Consider the following 17307-nt stretch of genomic DNA (forward strand, 5'->3'; position numbering starts at 1 on the left):
ACGCCCGGGCCCAACATGCTGCTGGTGCTGAGCAACAGCGCCCGGTTCGGCCTGCGTGCCGCCACGGCATCCATGGTGGGCTGCATGACCGCCTTGCTCGCCATGATGAGCATTTCTGCGGCAGGCCTGGGGGCCTTGCTGCAGTTGTTTCCGGCGGTTTTTGATGCACTGCGACTGGCGGGCGCCGCCTATCTGGCCTACCTTGGCATTAAAAGCTGGCGTGCCCCGGTGCATGACCACGCGATCGACGCACCCAGGCCGGTTGAGCCTGCCATGACGCAGGCCGCACTGTTTCGTCAGGCGATGCTGGTGGCGGCCAGCAACCCCAAGGCGATCCTGTTTGCCGTGGCCTTTTTGCCCCAGTTCATCAACCCGCAAAATGCCCAGCTACCGCAGTTTGGCATCCTGCTGTCCACTTTTGCGGTCATTGAGGTGAGTTGGTATTTTGTGTACGCCATCAGCGGCAAAAGCCTGGCGGTTTACCTGCAGCGTGCCAGCGTGCTGAGGGTGTTCAACCGCGTGACTGGCGGTGCCTTTGTCGGCTTTGCGGCCATGATGGCGGTGGCAAGGGACTGAGGAGATGCCTGGGGCCGGCGCGAGTCCGGTTTTGCCAGGCTGGCATCCGGTCTCAAGCCATGATCAGGCCTGGGCTTGTTGCCCTGTCGGCGTGTGATTGTTCATGCCGCCAGAGTCAGCGCTGAGCATGCGCTCCACATAACGCGCGATCAGGTCGATTTCCAGGTTGACCCGGGAACCAATCTTGAGCGTGCCCAGCGCGGTGTTCTGCACGGTGTGGGGGATCAGGTTGATGGACATTTCACAGCCCTCTGCGCTGTCCACAATCTGGTTGACGGTCAGGCTGACGCCGTTGATGGTGATCGAGCCCTTGTAGGCCAGGTACTTGGCCAGCGCGGGTGGCGCCATCACGCGCAATTGCCAGCTTTCACCGATTTCGGCAAAGTAGGTGACGTGACCGATGCCGTCAACGTGGCCCGACACGATGTGGCCGCCCAGCCGGTCATGGGCACGCAGGGCTTTTTCCAGGTTGATGTCGCCCAACCGGTCGAGTCCCGCAGTCTTGTCGAGCGACTCTGCCGAAATGTCGATGGTGAACTGGTTTTGGGCGACGTTGAGCGTGGTCACGGTCATGCAGGCGCCGTTGAGCGCAATGCTGTCGCCCAGCCCCGCGTCGTCAAGATAGCCAGCGGGGCAGGTGATGGTCAGACGCTTGCCATGGGTGGCAGTTTCGCCCAGGGGCTGGACGTCTGTGATGCGGCCAATGCCGGTGATGATGCCTGTGAACATGTTGATCAGACGGGTTGGGCAGGGCGCTTGCCCTGGCGTTTAAAAAAGATCGCGGCCGCAAACGCGGGCCACCACCCGCAGGTCAGGCCCCAGCATGGCGGTGGACTTGAAGTCCAGCGGCACGGCTTGAGCCAGATCCTGCAGCGGGCCAAAGTGTGCCATGCCGCGCCCCTGTCCTATCAGTTTTGGGGCCAGATAAACCACAAATTCATCGACCAGCCCCTCGCGGATCAAGGAGCCGTTGAGTTTTTCACCAGCCTCCAGATGAAGCTCATTGATTTCACGGCGCGCCAGGTCGCGCAGCATGGCGGCCAGATCGACCTTGCCGTTGGCACCGGCTAGCAGCACGACCGTGGCACCCTGTGCTGCCAGCGCGGCTTGTTTGGCGGCATTGGGCACAGCGGCATAGATCAGCAGGGTGCGACCCGGAATAAAAAGCGCGGCATCCAGCGGCGTCTCCAGGCGGCTGTCGATCAGCACCAGCGCCGGTTGCCGGGGTGTGGCCACCAGTCGCACGTCGAGTTTGGGGTTGTCGGCCAGCACCGTTCCGATGCCGGTCAGCACGGCGCAGGCGCGGGCGCGCCAGGCGTGGCCGTCAGCGCGGGCGATCGTAGAGGTAATCCACTGGCTGGTGCCGTTGTCCAAAGCGGTTTTGCCGTCCAGCGACGCCGCCAGCTTCATGCGCACCCAGGGTGTCTGGCGCACCATGCGGCTGAAAAAGCCGATGTTGAGTTCGCGCGACTCGGTGCCGCCGGGGCCAATTTCAACAGCAATGCCCGCCGCCCGCAGCCGCGCCAAGCCCTGGCCGGCCACCTGCGGATTGGGGTCTTTGATGGCTGCCACCACCTTCTTGATGCCAGCGGCCACCAGCGCATCGCAGCAGGGCCCGGTGCGGCCCTGGTGTGAACAGGGCTCCAGGGTGACATAGGCCGTGGCGCCCACCACGCTATGACCTTGGTTCTTCGCATCGCGCAGCGCCATCACTTCGGCATGCGCCTCGCCGGCACGCTGGGTGCAGCCCTGGCCCAGCACCTGCCCGTCGGGGCTGGCAATGACGCAACCCACGCGCGGGTTGGGGGAGGTGAGCAGCAGGCTTTGCCCGGCCAGTGCCAGCGCCTGCTGCATGAAAGTATTGCCGTCAGGCGTAATCATTGCGGGGCGACAGCCTCAAACGGCAGCTTCGAGGCCGTTTTTGAAATGCTCTTGCATGCGTTGTGTGCAGAGTTGCGTGTCGCGAGCCGAGAGCGCAGCCATGATGGCACGGTGTTCGTTCAGGGACTCCTGGATGCGTCCGGCTTTCAACAGTGAGTTGTGGCGGTTGAGCTTCATGACTTTGCGCAGGTCGGCCACCATCTGGTTGCGCCAGCGGTTATCGGCAATTTCCAGCAGTCGCATGTGAAAACGCTCATTGATCTCAAAAAAGCGCTCACGGTCCAGTTGTTCAGGTTGAACCGCGTCTTCAAGCTCCTGGTGCAGCGCTTTCAATTCGTCCATTTGTGAATTGTCAGCGCGTTGCGCCACGACACCTGCCGCGTCCGATTCCAGCAGGCTCAGCAGGTGGTAAACATCAGCCAGGTCGCGCTCCGAGACTTCGGTCACATAGGCGCCGCGGCGCACTTTCATGGTCACCAGCCCTTCGGTCGCCAGCACCTTGAGCGCCTCGCGCATAGGCGTTCGGCTGATGCCGTAGTCCTGGGCAATCTTGAGTTCGTCGATCCAACTGCCAGGCTCCAACTCATGGTTGAAAATACGCTGACGCAACAGTTCGGCGACTTCTTCGTACAGTGCGCGTGGGGCTAATGAGAGTGCGGACATGGCTTAAATTGTAAGCTGGGAAGAATTTTTTGCATCAATAATTATAAATAATGTAAACTCATTTGCTCGAAACACGCACGGCTGTCGCAGCTGATGCGCTGTTAATTTACCCATTTATTGCCTGCCACCATGACACATTCCCATCCTGAATTTCAGTCCGCCAGCCTGGACGCCTGGGCCAAAGCGGCTGCCAAATCTGCGCCCGGAGGTGATGTCAATGCGCTCAACTGGCTCACGCCCGATGGCATCTCCGTCAAGCCTTTGTATACCGCCGAGGACATACAAAATCTGCCCTACGCCAACACGCTGCCAGGCTTCGAGCCCTATCTGCGCGGCCCGCAGGCCACCATGTATGCGGTGCGGCCCTGGACCATTCGCCAGTACGCGGGTTTTTCTACTGCCGAGGAGTCCAACGCGTTTTACCGCAAGGCGCTGGCGGCCGGCGGCCAGGGTGTGTCGGTCGCGTTCGATCTGGCCACGCACCGTGGCTACGACTCGGACCATCCGCGCGTGACCGGTGACGTCGGCAAGGCCGGGGTGGCGATTGACTCGGTTGAAGACATGAAGATCCTGTTTGACCAGATCCCGCTGGACAAGGTGAGTGTGTCGATGACCATGAACGGCGCGGTGCTGCCGGTGCTGGCGGGGTATGTGGTGGCCGCCGAAGAGCAGGGCGTGAGCCAGGACAAGCTCAGCGGCACGATTCAGAACGACATTCTGAAAGAGTTCATGGTGCGCAACACCTACATCTACCCGCCCGAGCCGAGCATGCGTATCATTGGCGACATCATCGAGTACACGGCGCAGCACATGCCCAAGTTCAACTCGATCAGCATCTCGGGCTACCACATGCAGGAAGCCGGTGCCAACCAGGCGCTGGAGTTGGCCTTCACGCTGGCCGATGGCAAGGAATACGTCAAGACCGCCATGGCCAAGGGCATGGATGTTGACGGCTTTGCCGGCCGCCTGAGCTTTTTCTGGGCGATTGGCATGAACTTTTACCTGGAAGTGGCCAAGATGCGCGCCGCGCGCTTGCTGTGGTGCCGCATCATGAAAGGTTTTAACGCCAAGTCGCCCAAGAGCCTGATGCTGCGCACGCACTGCCAGACTTCAGGCTGGTCACTCACCGAGCAAGACCCCTACAACAACGTGGTGCGCACCACCATCGAGGCCATGGCGGCGGTGTTTGGCGGCACGCAAAGCCTGCACACCAATTCGTTCGACGAGGCCATTGCCCTGCCGACCGAGTTCTCCAGCCGAATTGCGCGCAATACCCAGCTCATCATCCAGGAAGAAACCCACATCACCAACGTGATCGACCCCTGGGCCGGCAGCTACATGATGGAAAAGCTCACCCAGGACATGGCCGACGCCGCCTGGGCCATCATCGAAGAAGTCGAAGCCATGGGCGGCATGACCAAGGCCGTGGATTCGGGCTGGGCCAAGCTCAAGATCGAGGCCGCCGCAGCAGAAAAGCAGGCGCGCATCGACAGCGGCAAGGACGTGATTGTGGGCGTCAACAAATACAAGCTCAAGACCGAGGACGCCATTGACGCGCGCGACATCGACAACGTGGCAGTGCGCGATTCGCAAATCGCCCGCCTCAACGCCATCAAGCAAAAACGCGACGCAGCCCAGGTGCAACAGGCGCTCCTGGCCATCGAGGCAGCGGCCGCCAGCGGCAACGGCAACCTGCTGGACCTGTCGATCAAGGCGGTGCGCGCCCGCGCCACGGTGGGTGAAATCAGCGACGCCATGGAGAAATCCTTTGGTCGCCACCGCGCCGATACGCAAAAGGTTTCCGGTGTCTATGCGGCGGCTTTTGACACGGACTCAACAGCCGCAGAGACCATGGATTACTGGAACGCGCTGAAGGCAGAAATTGTCGAGTTTGCCGAGGCCCAAGGCCGTCGCCCGCGTGTGATGATCAGCAAGCTCGGCCAGGACGGCCACGACCGGGGTGCCAAAGTGGTGGCCACGGCGTTTGCCGACCTCGGTTTTGACGTTGACATGGGACCGCTGTTCCAGACCCCCGAAGAATGCGCCCGCCAGGCCATTGAGAACGATGTGCATGCCGTCGGTGTGAGCACGCTGGCCGCCGGCCATAAAACCCTGGTGCCGGCCATCATTGCAGAACTCAAGAAGCAGGGTGCCGATGACATCATCGTGTTTGTCGGCGGTGTGGTGCCGCGGCAAGACTACGACTTTTTGTACCAGTCCGGAGTCAAGGGCATCTACGGCCCCGGCACGCCGATCCCGGTCAGTGCCAGGGACGTGCTCAAGCAGATCAAGGCTGCGCTGAAGTGAATCCCGGCGCGCTGCGGGAGGCTGTGCTGCGGGGTGATGCAACCGTGCAACGCCGTGCCATGGCCAAGGCCATCACTTTGCTCGAATCAACCCGGGCTGACCACCGCTTGCTGGCCGACGAACTGCTCACAAACCTGTTGCCGCACACCGGTCAGTCGTTTCGGCTCGGGATCAGCGGCGTGCCGGGCGTGGGCAAATCCACCTTTATCGAAGCACTCGGGCTGTACCTGATTGCCCAAGGGCATCGCGTCGCGGTGCTGACGATTGACCCGTCTTCAACCGTCTCGGGTGGCTCCATTTTGGGTGACAAGACGCGCATGGAGCGGCTGTCGGTCCATGAAAATGCCTATATCCGTCCCAGCCCCAGCAGTGGCACGCTGGGGGGTGTGGCCGAAAAAACCCGCGAGGCCATGCTGGTTTGCGAGGCTGCCGGGTTTGACGTGGTGATTGTGGAAACTGTCGGGGTGGGCCAAAGCGAGACGGCGGTGGCCAACATGACAGACATGTTTGTCCTGATGCAGTTGCCCAACGCCGGCGACGATTTGCAGGCCATCAAAAAAGGGGTGATGGAGCTGGCCGACCTGGTGGTCATCAACAAGGCCGATATCGACCCCGATGCCGCCACCCGAGCGCGCGCTCAGATCAGCTCCAGCCTGCGCCTGCTGGGTGCGCACGGCTCCCCGCAGAATATGCAGCACGACGAAAAAATATGGCACCCCCAAGTGATCCAGCTCAGCGCACTGCACGACCAGGGGGTGGATGTCTTCTGGACCAAGGTGCTTGAGTTCAGGGCGCTGCAAACCGGTAGCGGCAAGTTGGCTGCGCGGCGCCAGAAGCAGGCGCTGGCATGGATGTGGGAACGCATCGACGCCGGCCTGAAACAGGCCTTTGCCTGCCATCCGGCGGTCATGACGCTGCTGCCCGAGTTGACGCAGGAGGTGCTGGCTGGCCGGGTGGCTGCCTCCACTGCCGCCAGAAACATGCTTCAGGCGTATGCTGAGAAAAACCCGGACAACGCAGTCATTTGCAACACCAAAACTTAACCATTTTCTGACCAAAGAGAGACCAAGCCATGCACGATATCCTTGAACAATTGGAAAAAAAACGCGAACTTGCCCGCCTGGGTGGTGGACAAAAACGCATTGACGGGCAACACGCCAAGGGCAAGCTCACTGCCCGTGAGCGCATTGAAATGTTGCTCGACGAGGGCACCTTTGAAGAATGGGATATGTTTGTGGAACACCGCTGCGTGGACTTCGGCATGGAAGCCAACAAGATTCCGGGTGACGGTGTGGTCACCGGCTACGGCATGATCAGCGGGCGTCTGGTGTTTGTTTTCAGCCAGGATTTCACGGTGTTTGGCGGGGCACTTTCTGAAGCTCACGCCGAGAAGATCTGCAAGATCATGGACCAGGCGATGAAGGTGGGCGCGCCGGTGATTGGCCTGAACGACTCCGGCGGTGCACGGATACAGGAGGGCGTGGCATCGCTTGGCGGTTATGCCGACGTGTTCCAGCGCAACGTGATGGCCAGCGGTGTGATTCCGCAAATCAGCATGATCATGGGCCCCTGCGCCGGCGGTGCGGTGTATTCACCGGCGATGACCGACTTCATCTTTATGGTCAAGGACAGTTCCTACATGTTTGTCACCGGCCCTGAGGTGGTCAAAACCGTGACCCACGAGGAGGTGACGGCTGAAGAACTGGGTGGCGCCATCAGCCATTCCACCAAGAGTGGCGTGGCCGACCTGGCCTTTGAGAACGATGTGGAAGCCTTGCTGCTGCTGCGCCGGTTGTACAACTACCTGCCGCTCAATAACCGTGAAAAAGCGCCGGTGCGCAAGAGCGGCGACCCCGCCGACCGCATGGACATGAGTCTGGACACCCTGGTGCCGGACAACCCCAACAAGGCCTATGACATGAAGGAGCTGATCACCAAGACCATGGATGACGGCGACTTTTTTGAGCTGCAGCCCGAGTACGCCAAAAACATCATCATCGGGTTTGGCCGCATGGAAGGCCAGACGGTAGGCATCGTGGCCAACCAGCCGCTGGTGCTGGCCGGCTGCCTGGACATCAAGAGCAGCATCAAGGCCGCGCGTTTTGTGCGTTTTTGCGATGCCTTCAACATCCCGGTCATCACTTTTGTCGATGTGCCCGGTTTCATGCCCGGCACGGCGCAGGAATACGGCGGCATCATCAAGCATGGCGCCAAGCTGCTCTATGCGTTTGCCGAATGCACCGTGCCCAAAATCACCGTGATCACCCGCAAGGCCTATGGCGGTGCCTATGACGTGATGTCCTCCAAACACCTGCGCGGCGACGTCAACCTGGCCTGGCCCAATGCTGAAATTGCCGTGATGGGAGCCAAAGGCGCGGTGGAAATCATCTTCCGAGAAGACAAGGGTGACCCCGCAAAGCTTGCCGCCAAAGAAGCCGAGTACAAAGCACGCTTTGCCAATCCGTTCGTGGCCGGCGCGCGTGGCTTCATTGACGACGTGATCCAGCCGCATGAAACCCGCAAGCGCATTTGCCGCTCGCTGGTCATGCTGCGCGAGAAAAAAATTGAGAACCCGTGGCGCAAGCACGGGAACATTCCCCTCTAAGCCCGCAAAAAATAAAAAAAGGATTCACAACATGTTTACCAAAATACTGATTGCCAACCGGGGTGAAATTGCCTGCCGCGTCATCCTTACCGCCCGCAAGATGGGCATCAAGACTGTGGCGGTGTACTCGGAGGCTGACCGCGACGCCCGGCACGTGACCCTGGCCGACGAAGCGGTTTTTATTGGCCCGGCTGCCAGCCGCGAGAGTTATCTGGTGGCTGACAAGATCATTGCCGCCTGCAAACAAACCGGCGCGCAAGCGGTGCACCCGGGCTACGGTTTCTTGAGCGAAAACGCGGGCTTTGCCAAGCGGGTGGAAGAAGAAGGCATTGTCTTCATTGGCCCCAAGCACTACTCGATTGCCGCCATGGGCGACAAGATCGAGTCGAAAAAACTGGCTGGCGCCGCCGGTGTGAACTGCATTCCTGGTGTCAACGATGCCATCGACACGGCTGAAGCCGCGGTTGAAATCGCCAAGGGCATTGGTTACCCGGTGATGATCAAGGCCAGCGCTGGCGGCGGTGGCAAAGGCCTGCGCGTTGCGTTCAATGACAAGGAAGCGTTTGAAGGTTTCACCAGTTGCAAAAATGAGGCGCGCAACAGCTTTGGCGACGACCGTGTGTTCATCGAGAAATTCGTCGAAGAACCCCGCCATATCGAGATTCAACTCATTGGCGACAGCCAGGGCAACGTGTTGTACCTGAACGAGCGTGAATGCTCCATCCAGCGCCGCCACCAGAAGGTGATTGAAGAGGCGCCTTCGCCCTTCATCAGCGATGCCACCCGCAAAGCCATGGGTGAGCAGGCTGTGCAACTGGCCAAGGCAGTCAAATACCAAAGCGCGGGCACGGTGGAGTTTGTGGTGGGTAAAGACCAGAGTTTTTACTTCCTTGAGATGAACACCCGCTTGCAGGTGGAGCACCCGGTGACCGAGTGCATCACCGGACTGGACCTGGTCGAGCTGATGATCCGTGTGGCGGCCGGCGAGGCGTTGCCTCTGACGCAGGCCGAGGTCAAGCGTGACGGTTGGGCGATGGAGTGCCGCATCAACGCGGAAGACCCGTTTCGCAACTTTTTGCCTTCCACCGGGCGTTTGGTGCGCTTTCAGCCGCCCAGAGAAACCATGTTTGCCTCAGATGTCAGCAAATGGCAGGGCGTGCGTGTGGACACCGGTGTGCAAGACGGCGGCGAGATTCCGATGTTTTACGACTCGATGATCGCCAAACTGATCGTGCACGGCAAGGACCGCCTGGAGGCGATCGCCAAGATGCGCGAGGCGCTGAATGGCTTTGTGATTCGCGGCGTGTCAAGCAACATTCCGTTCCAGGCCGCGTTGCTGGCCCACCCCAAGTTTGTGGCGGGCGATTTCAACACCGGTTTCATCGCTGAAAACTATGCCAAGGGCTTCCGTGCCGAAGATGTGCCACACACCAATATGGCGTTTCTGGTGGCGCTGGCTGCATTTGTGAACCGCTGCTACCTGGCACGCTCGGCCGCCATCAGTGGCCAACTTGAGGGTCATGAGCTGCGCATCAGCGACGACTTTGTGGTGGTGCCGGTCGGACAGGTGAAAAACGCGGCGGCCACCCCGGTGCGCGTCACCGAGTTCGACAACAAGACCTTTGCCAGCGTCGTCACCGTGGGTGGTGATAGCTACAAAATCACCAGCAAGAGCCGATTCGGGCAGATTCGTTTGTGGGGCACCTGCAATGACCTGCCGTTTACTGCGCAGGTCGAGCGCGGTACTGCCAAGCATCCCCTGGCGATTCGTGTGAGTCACAACGGCGCCCAGATCGATGTCATGGTGCTGTTGCCGCGTGCGGCTGAACTGCATGCCCTGATGCCGTACAAGGCGCCGCCGGACATGAGCCGTTACGTGCTCTCGCCCATGCCCGGTTTGCTGGCAGAAGTGGCGGTGCAGGTGGGCCAAAAAGTGCAGGCTGGTGAGCGTGTGGCCGTGATCGAAGCCATGAAGATGGAAAACGTGTTGTTTGCCATGGCCGACGGCGTGGTGGGCAAGGTGCTGGCGGCCAAGGGCGAGAGCCTGACGGTGGACCAACCGATCGTGGAGTTTGTATGAGCCAGCGCCCGTTCAAGGTGCTGGGCATCCAGCAGATCGCCATTGGTGGTACCAGCAAGGTGCGCCTGCAAAAACTCTGGGTCGACATGCTTGGCCTGGAGGTGACCGGCACGTTTCAGAGTGAGCGGGAAAATGTCGACGAAGACATCTGCGCTATGGGCGTTGGACCCTTCAAGGTCGAGGTGGACCTGATGCAACCCATGGACATCGACAAAAAGCCTGCCGTGCACGCCACGCCGCTGAACCATGTGGGCCTGTGGATTGATGACCTGCCCAAAGCAGTTGAGTGGCTCACGGCGCAGGGCGTGCGCTTTGCGCCCGGTGGCATCCGCAAGGGCGCTGCAGGCTTTGACATCTGTTTTCTGCATCCCAAGGCCAGCGACGAGTTTCCGATTGCGGGAGAGGGGGTGTTGATCGAGATGGTGCAGGCGCCACCCGAGGTGGTGGCCGCGTTTGCCCGGCTGGCGGCTTAGGTCGCCGCTTCGCGTTTGGCCCGGGCGCGGGCCAGCGCGGCTTCGATCACGGCCCGTTTTTTGTCCAGCACAGCCGGGTCGGTGTGCTGCGAGTGGGCGGCCAGGTCTGACAACTTCAGCAACGCTTTTTCCTCCAGCTTTTTGTCGTGTTCATGCGCTTCGCGCGCACGTCGCAAGCGATTGAGTTCATACCGCTTGCGGGCTTGCTCAGCCTGCTCGGGCGACCAGGCGGCCCAACCGGTGGCGCTGCCGGTAACGTTTTCGATTTCAATACAGTCCACCGGGCACACCGGCAGGCACAACGCGCAACCGGTGCAATAGGGCTCAATCACGGTGTGCATCAGTTTGTTGGCACCCACAATGGCATCCACCGGACAGGCCTTGATGCACAGCGTGCAACCAATGCACCAGTCCTCGTCGATAAAGACCACAGTGCGTGGTTCCTCTGCGCCGTTGTCAGGGTTGATCGGCTTGGGCTCAAGCCCGGTGAGGGCAGCCAGCCTTCGAACACCCTCGGCACCGCCGGGCGGACACTGGTTGATGTCCGCGCTGCCGTCATGCAGTGCCTGTGCATAGCCGGCACAGTCGGGATAACCGCAGCGCGTGCACTGGGTTTGCGGCAACACCGCCAGAAGTTCGGCGGCGCCGGGTTTCATCCGTGGCGTTGGGTCGGCCGCTTGCGCGCCGGTTTGGCGGGCTCGGCCACGCTGGCAACTGCCTTGCGGACAACCGCCTTGCTGACCGCTGCCGTCGCTGGCACTTGCGCCAGCGACTTGGCTTTGACCGCAGGTTTTTCGGCTTTGGCAACAGGTTTCTTGACCGGCTCGGGGGTCTTGCTGCGCAGCTTGATGTCAGCCGCGACGGGTGCTTCGGGCAAAACAAAGGCTGGCGCCGGTTCCGGCTGCTCGGGTTCCGGGTTGGTCAGCACCGGGGCGGGCGGCTTGGCCACCACCACCGGGGTCTCGGCGACCGGCTTGGGTTGGTAGGCCAGAATGAACGCCTTGACTTGCGGATAGACCACGTCGCGCCAGCGGCGGCCAGCAAAAATGCCATAGTGGCCGGCGCCTTCCACCTCGATGTGGCGCTGGTCGGCCTTGGCCACTCCGGTGCAAATGGTGTGCACGGCAGCCGTCTGGCCAGAGCCTGAAATATCATCGAGCTCACCTTCGACAGACAGCAAGGCCGTGTTGCGAATGTCTTCGGGGTGCACCCGCTCAATCTTGCCGTCAACACCTTTCACGTCCCAGGTGCCGTTGACCAGGTTGAACTCCTGGAACACCACCTTGATGGTGTCGAGGTAGTACTGCGCATCCATGTCCAGCACCGCGTTGTACTCGTCATAGAACTTGCGGTGTGATTCGGCGCTGGCGCCATCGCCCTTGATCAGGTCCTGAAAGTAGTCGTAATGGCTGCGGGCGTGGTTGCTGGGGTTCATGGCCACAAAGCCGGAGTGCTGCAAAAAGCCGGGATAGACTTTGCGGCCGACGCCCGGGAAGTGGGAGGGCACGCTGTAGATCACGTTGCGCTCAAACCACTCGATGCGCTTGTTCATGGCCAGGTTGTTGACTGCGGTGGGTGACAGGCGCGCATCAATCGGGCCGCCCATCATGACCATGCTCAGGGGCGTCAGTTCACCCCGGCTGGCCATCAGCGACACCGCGGCCAGCACCGGCACGGTGGGCTGGCAGACACTCATCACATGGCAGTTGCCGTAGCGGCTTTGCGCGTGACGGATGAATTCCTGCACATAGTTGATGTAGTCGTCAAGGCTGAAGGTGCCTTCTGACAAGGGCACGAGGCGGGCATTGGTCCAGTCGGTGACGTAAACCTTGTGGTCACGCAGCATGGTCTTGACAGTGTCACGCAGCAGGGTGGCGTAATGGCCTGAGAGCGGTGCCACGATCAGCACCGCAGGCTGGTCCTTGAGCTTGGTCAGCGTGTCCTGATCGTCAGTGAATCGCTTGAAACGACGAAGTTCGCAAAATGGCTTTTTCAGTTCAATGCGCTCATGAATCGCCACTTCAACCCCGTCCACATCCACGGTGCGCAGACCAAATTCGGGCTTCTCATAGTCTTTGCCCAGGCGGTGCAGGAGGTCGTATCCGGCTGAAATGCGTTGCGCCATGGGATGTCGGCCAAACAAAGACAAGGGGTTGCCGTACAGCTTGGCGGCCGACTGCGCCAGATCAGTGAAGGGCTCCATTAGCGAACGCTGGGTTTCGTAAAATTTGTAGAGCACAGGAATTCACCTTTAATGAAAATGTTGCAGCGCAATATAACAGGTCAGGCCGCGTTTTGACTGACATCCAACGGACGATATATCCGGCGAGCATGATAAACATTCACGTCGTTTGTTGTGCTGGCGGGGTCTAGGGAAGAGGCATGGAGTTTGGGGGCTGGCGTTGTGCCAGTTGTCGGGCCAACGCACTCAAAGCCTGGTAGGCGTGGCCAGCGGTGTTGTCCCAGTGCAACACCGCCTGGCCCTGTGAGGCAACCAGCGCCGAGTCGCCACGGGCGGCCGGGCCGGTCAAGGCGGCTTGCGGTCCCAGCGCAACAATGTTGTCGACAGCGTTTTGCAGCAGGGCGGCGCGCAAGTGTTTGACCAAGGGCGGCGGCATCCCGCTGTGCTGCCAAAGCTGCTCGGCCAGGTCTTGCAGAACCGGCAAGAAGTTGGTGGCGAAGATGGCACCGGCGTGGTAGAGCATCTTGTCTTGTGCCCGGACATCAAAGCACTGGGCACCCAGGCGGGTAAACAATGCGCGCAGTTCAGCCAGTGCCTGCGCATCGCCCTCGAGCGCGCAAGGGGTGCCGGCAAATTGCTCCAGCGCCAGCCGCGGGCTGGCAAAGCTCAACAGGCAATGGGCGCTGGCCACCTGCCAGCCCTTGTCCCGCAACGGCGCGAGCAACTCGGAGCCCAAGGCTCCGCTGGCATGAAAAACCGTGGCGGGTGGCAAGCTGTCGCAGTGCGCCAGTGCCGCCGCCACCGGCGCGATCTGACCATCGGGTACCGCCAGCAGCCACAAATCAGCCGGCTGCAATTCAGGCATGTGCCCGACGGCGCGCCCGGCGCCAATGAAAGCCAGAGCCTGTTGCGCCGAGGTCAGGCTGCGTGTGAGGATGTCCTGCACCTGGACCTGGCCATCCCGGGCCAGCAGTCGCCCCAACGTCTGGCCAACCCGGCCGCCACCAATCAGGTTGATGGTTTTCAAGACAATTGGCTGGCTCAGACCACCTTGGCGATGCTGGCGCAGACGTGGTCGATGTTCTTGCTGTTGAGCGCTGCCACGCACATGCGGCCGGTGTCGGTGCCATAGACGCCAAACTCATTGCGCAGGCGCACCATCTGGTCTTTGGAAAGACCGGAGTAGCTGAACATGCCGATTTGCTGGGTGATGAAACTCATGTCCTGCTTGACACCGGCGGCTTTCAGGCCGTCGACCAGTTTTTGCCGCATGGCCTTGATGCGCACGCGCATTTCGCCGAGTTCGGCTTCCCACTGTGCCCGCAGCTCGGGGCTGCTCAGCACCGTCGTCACGATGGCGCCGCCATGGGTGGGTGGATTGCTGTAGTTGGTGCGGATCACGATCTTGAGCTGGCTCAGCACGCGGGCTGCTTCCTCTTTGCTTCCACATACCACGCTCAAGGCGCCAACACGCTCGCCATACAGGCTGAAGCTCTTGCTGAAGCTGGTCGCCACAAAAAACAGCAGGCCGGCTGCGACGAACTTGCCGATCACGGCGCCGTCTTCTTTCAGGCCGTAACCAAAGCCCTGGTAGGCCATGTCAAGGAACGGCACCAGGTTTTTGGCCTTGACGGTGGCAATCACCTGGTCCCACTGGGCCGGCGTGATGTCGTAGCCGGTGGGGTTATGGCAGCAAGCGTGCAGCACCACGATGGTGCCGGCCGCTGCGGCGTTCAGGTCGGCCAGCATGCCGTCGAAGTTGAGGGCGCGGGTGGCCGCGTCGTAATAACGATAGGACTCGACCGTGAAGCCGGCGTTGGTGAACAACGCGCGGTGGTTTTCCCAGCTGGGGTCGCTGATCAGCACTTTGGCGCCAGTGTTGAGAAACTTCAAAAAGTCAGCGCCCACCTTGAGGCCGCCGGTGCCACCAAGCGCCTGAATGGTGGCCACGCGGCCAGAGGTGACGGGCTCGCTGTCGGCACCGAAGACCAGTGCTTTGACGGCTGCGTCGTAGGCGGCAATGCCGTCAATCGGCAGGTAGCCATGCGGCTTTGGGGCGTCCATCATGCCTTTTTCTGCGGTCAGCACGCAACCCAGCAAGGGCAATTTGCCGTTGTCGTCAAAGTACACCCCCACGCCCAGATTGACCTTGGCGGGGTTGGTGTCGGCATTGAATTGTTCGTTCAAACCCAAAATTGGGTCGCGCGGGGCCATTTCGACAGCGGAAAAGAGTGACATGACAAAAGTCCTGTGAAGGGTTGTGGAAGTGACCAGTCGGGTACTGGTACAAACCCTGCATTTTACCGATGCCCAAGACGCCAAAGACGCTTTCGCTAAACTGAATTGTTTGCCAAAGCGTGGCAACGGCTTGGAGAAAACAGATGGATCAGGTGGATTGTGTGGTGGTGGGGGCGGGTGTGGTCGGCCTGGCGGTGGCCCGCGCGCTGGCGCTGGATGGGCGCGAGGTGCTGCTGCTGGAAGCCGCCAATGCCATCGGCACCGGCACCAGTTCGCGCAACAGCGAGGTGATTCATGCCGGCATTTATTACGCGCCGGGTTCGCTCAAAGCGACCTTGTGTGTGCAGGGCAGGGCGCTGCTTTACGGTTATTGCGTTGAGCGCGGCATCAACCATCGGCGTTGCGGCAAGCTGATTGTGGCGACCGAGCCGACCCAAGTGGCGCAGCTGCAGGGTATTGCCGACCAGGCGCGGCGCAACGGTGTGACTGATCTGGTTTTCTTGAGCGGTGAAGAGGCCCGCAGCGTGGAGCCGCAACTGGTGTGTGAGGCGGCACTGCTGTCGCCCAGCACCGGCATTGTCGACAGCCATGGGCTGATGCTGGCGCTGCTGGGTGATCTGGAAAATGCGGGCGGTCTTGTCGCACTCAATTCGCCGCTGGAGAAAGCGGTTGTCGGGCCATCTGGAATCGGGTTGTTTGCCAGGGACGGTACCCAATTGCAAGCCAAAACCGTGGTCAACGCGGCGGGTCTGCAGGCGCCTGCGCTGGCCGCGCGCTTTGCAGGCCTTGACCAGCGCCACGTGCCGCAAGCCTTTTACGCCAAGGGCAACTATTTCACCCTGGCCGCGCGGGCGCCGTTCTCGCACCTGATCTACCCGGTGCCCCAAGCCGCCGGGCTGGGCGTGCACCTGACGCTGGACCTGGGCGGACAGGCCAGGTTTGGCCCCGATGTGCAGTGGGTCGATGCGCCGGACGATTTGACGGTGGACCCGGCGCGCGGTGACGGTTTTTACGCCGAGGTGCGCAAGTACTGGCCCGGCTTGCCTGAGGGCGCACTGCTGCCTGGCTATGCCGGCATCCGTCCCAAGATCAGCGGTCCGGGTGAAGCTGCCTGCGATTTCATGATCCAGGGCCCGCGTGAGCACGGCGTGCCAGGGCTGGTCAACCTGTTCGGCATCGAGTCGCCCGGACTGACCAGTTGCCTGGCCATTGCGGATCGGGTTTCCGGGTTGGTCAACTAAAAAGTCTTCTTGATCAAGGTCGCAGCCTCTTTGACCAATTCAGGTCCCTGGAAGATCAAACCGGTGTAAATCTGCACCACATCGGCCCCGGCTTTGATCTTGCTCACCGCGTCTTCGGCGCGCATGATGCCGCCCACGCCGATGATGGGGAACTGTGGCCCCAGGGCCGCGCGCAACTGGCTGATCACCTGGTTGCTCATGGCCAGCACCGGCGCACCTGACAGGCCGCCGGCCTCATCGGCATGGGGCAGGCCCTTGACGGCTTCGCGGCTGAGTGTGGTGTTGGTTGCCACCACGCCCCAGGCGTTGTTGACCTCGCCAGCGCTGTCAAGCCCGTAACGCTTCAGGGTTTGGGCGATGACCTTGATCTGATCGGCTTCGAGGTCGGGCGCAATTTTCAAAAAGATCGGGATGCGCTTGCCATGTTTTTTGGCCAGCTGCTCGCGTCGCTCGGAGATGGCGCCCAGCAAGCCGTCCAGCGCTTCATCGCTTTGCAGGCTGCGCAGGTTTTTGGTGTTGGGGCTGGAAATATTGACCGTGACATAGTCGGCATACGGGTAGACCCCGTCCAGGCAGGTCAGGTAATCGTCGGTGGCGCGCTCGATCGGCGTGGCGGCATTTTTGCCGATGTTCAGGCCCAACAGCATGGGCGAGCCACCAGGCTTGCTCGACAGGCGCTGCTGGTGCAGGCTTGAACGTTTCACGTTGGCGACAAATGCAGCCAGCCCATCATTGTTGAAGCCCAGCCGGTTGATCAGCGCCTGCGCCTGCGGCAAGCGGAACATGCGCGGCCTGGGGTTGCCGGGCTGCGCCAGCGGTGTGACGGTACCGACCTCGACAAAACCAAAGCCCATGGCGCCCAGGCCGTCAATGCAACGGGCGTTTTTGTCCAATCCGGCGGCCAGGCCGACGCGGTTGGGGAAGGTCAACCCGGCCAGCACCACCGGGTCGTTCACACGCGCGCTGGCGTAGGCCCATTTCAAGGCGCTGCCCTGAGTGCGCGCCAGTGAATGCAGCGTCAGTTCATGGGCGGTTTCGGGGTCGAGGCTGAATAAAAAGGG

At 61.1% G+C, this 17307-nt stretch carries 15 protein-coding genes; 7 read left to right on the forward strand and 8 right to left on the reverse strand.

The features are described 5' to 3' along the window. On the forward strand, positions 1-576 hold a 576-nt coding region (locus tag GPS82_RS08640; protein WP_296493397.1), incomplete at its 5' end, for a LysE family translocator. A gap of 63 nt (positions 577-639) precedes the next feature. Here the strand turns inward: GPS82_RS08640 and GPS82_RS08645 are convergent. The 3 genes from GPS82_RS08645 to GPS82_RS08655 are packed head-to-tail and all read right to left on the reverse strand — an operon-like array spanning position 640 to position 3120. After that, positions 640-1305 (reverse strand): riboflavin synthase, encoded by a 666-nt coding sequence (locus GPS82_RS08645; RefSeq protein ID WP_296493398.1) that lies wholly within the window; start codon positions 1303-1305, stop codon positions 640-642. Between the two features lie 39 nt (positions 1306-1344). Continuing rightward, positions 1345-2457 carry a bifunctional diaminohydroxyphosphoribosylaminopyrimidine deaminase/5-amino-6-(5-phosphoribosylamino)uracil reductase RibD gene (ribD, locus tag GPS82_RS08650; protein WP_296493401.1) on the reverse strand — a complete coding sequence of 371 codons (1113 nt, stop codon included), beginning with the start codon at positions 2455-2457 and terminating at the stop codon, positions 1345-1347. Positions 2458-2472: 15 nt separating this feature from the next. Next, positions 2473-3120 carry a GntR family transcriptional regulator gene (locus tag GPS82_RS08655; RefSeq protein WP_296493403.1) on the reverse strand — a complete coding sequence of 216 codons (648 nt, stop codon included), beginning with the start codon at positions 3118-3120 and terminating at the stop codon, positions 2473-2475. A 129-nt stretch (positions 3121-3249) separates the two neighbouring features. Here GPS82_RS08655 and scpA point away from each other — a divergent pair, with 129 nt between their 5' ends. Genes scpA through GPS82_RS08680 form a run of 5 tightly spaced genes read left to right on the forward strand, consistent with a single transcriptional unit; the run spans position 3250 to position 10585 of the window. Continuing rightward, the gene (scpA, locus tag GPS82_RS08660; RefSeq protein ID WP_296493405.1) at positions 3250-5427 is read left to right on the forward strand and encodes a methylmalonyl-CoA mutase; all 2178 of its coding nucleotides are present in this window, start codon (positions 3250-3252) and stop codon (positions 5425-5427) included. Further along, positions 5424-6470: a methylmalonyl Co-A mutase-associated GTPase MeaB gene (gene meaB, locus GPS82_RS08665; protein WP_296493408.1), complete on the forward strand. Its 1047-nt coding sequence runs from the start codon at positions 5424-5426 to the stop codon at positions 6468-6470. Before scpA ends, meaB begins: the two co-directional genes overlap by 4 nt. Before the next feature lie 29 nt (positions 6471-6499). Further along, positions 6500-8032: an acyl-CoA carboxylase subunit beta gene (locus tag GPS82_RS08670; protein WP_296493410.1), complete on the forward strand. Its 1533-nt coding sequence runs from the start codon at positions 6500-6502 to the stop codon at positions 8030-8032. A 31-nt stretch (positions 8033-8063) separates the two neighbouring features. Further along, the gene (locus tag GPS82_RS08675; RefSeq protein ID WP_296493413.1) at positions 8064-10112 is read left to right on the forward strand and encodes an acetyl/propionyl/methylcrotonyl-CoA carboxylase subunit alpha; all 2049 of its coding nucleotides are present in this window, start codon (positions 8064-8066) and stop codon (positions 10110-10112) included. Next, complete coding sequence (locus GPS82_RS08680; RefSeq protein WP_296493416.1) at positions 10109-10585, forward strand: VOC family protein; 477 nt, start codon at positions 10109-10111, stop codon at positions 10583-10585. Before GPS82_RS08675 ends, GPS82_RS08680 begins: the two co-directional genes overlap by 4 nt. Here GPS82_RS08680 and rsxB read toward each other — a convergent pair. The 4 genes from rsxB to GPS82_RS08700 all read right to left on the reverse strand — a co-directional run bounded on the left by rsxB (position 10582) and on the right by GPS82_RS08700 (position 15005). After that, entirely contained in the window at positions 10582-11241 is a 660-nt protein-coding gene (rsxB, locus tag GPS82_RS08685; protein WP_296493419.1) for an electron transport complex subunit RsxB, read from the reverse strand. The genes GPS82_RS08680 and rsxB overlap by 4 nt on opposite strands. Then, positions 11238-12824, reverse strand: coding sequence for a polyhydroxyalkanoate depolymerase (phaZ, locus tag GPS82_RS08690; protein WP_296493422.1), 1587 nt, complete (start codon positions 12822-12824; stop codon positions 11238-11240). The genes rsxB and phaZ overlap by 4 nt, the downstream gene beginning before the upstream one ends. A 130-nt stretch (positions 12825-12954) precedes the next feature. After that, a complete protein-coding gene (locus GPS82_RS08695; RefSeq protein ID WP_296493423.1) occupies positions 12955-13794 on the reverse strand; it encodes a Rossmann-like and DUF2520 domain-containing protein in 840 nt (279 codons plus the stop codon). 14 nt (positions 13795-13808) lie between these two features. Further along, positions 13809-15005: an amino acid aminotransferase gene (locus tag GPS82_RS08700; protein WP_296493425.1), complete on the reverse strand. Its 1197-nt coding sequence runs from the start codon at positions 15003-15005 to the stop codon at positions 13809-13811. A 143-nt stretch (positions 15006-15148) separates the two neighbouring features. Here GPS82_RS08700 and GPS82_RS08705 point away from each other — a divergent pair, with 143 nt between their 5' ends. Then, positions 15149-16246 carry an NAD(P)/FAD-dependent oxidoreductase gene (locus GPS82_RS08705; RefSeq protein WP_296493428.1) on the forward strand — a complete coding sequence of 366 codons (1098 nt, stop codon included), beginning with the start codon at positions 15149-15151 and terminating at the stop codon, positions 16244-16246. Here GPS82_RS08705 and GPS82_RS08710 read toward each other — a convergent pair. Continuing rightward, on the reverse strand, positions 16243-17307 hold a 1065-nt coding region (locus tag GPS82_RS08710; protein ID WP_296493429.1), incomplete at its 5' end, for a quinone-dependent dihydroorotate dehydrogenase. The two genes, GPS82_RS08705 and GPS82_RS08710, sit on opposite strands and share 4 nt — an antisense overlap.

The sequence above is a fragment of the Rhodoferax sp. genome, from assembly GCF_011391645.1.
In the GTDB taxonomy this organism is placed as follows: domain Bacteria; phylum Pseudomonadota; class Gammaproteobacteria; order Burkholderiales; family Burkholderiaceae_C; genus Rhodoferax.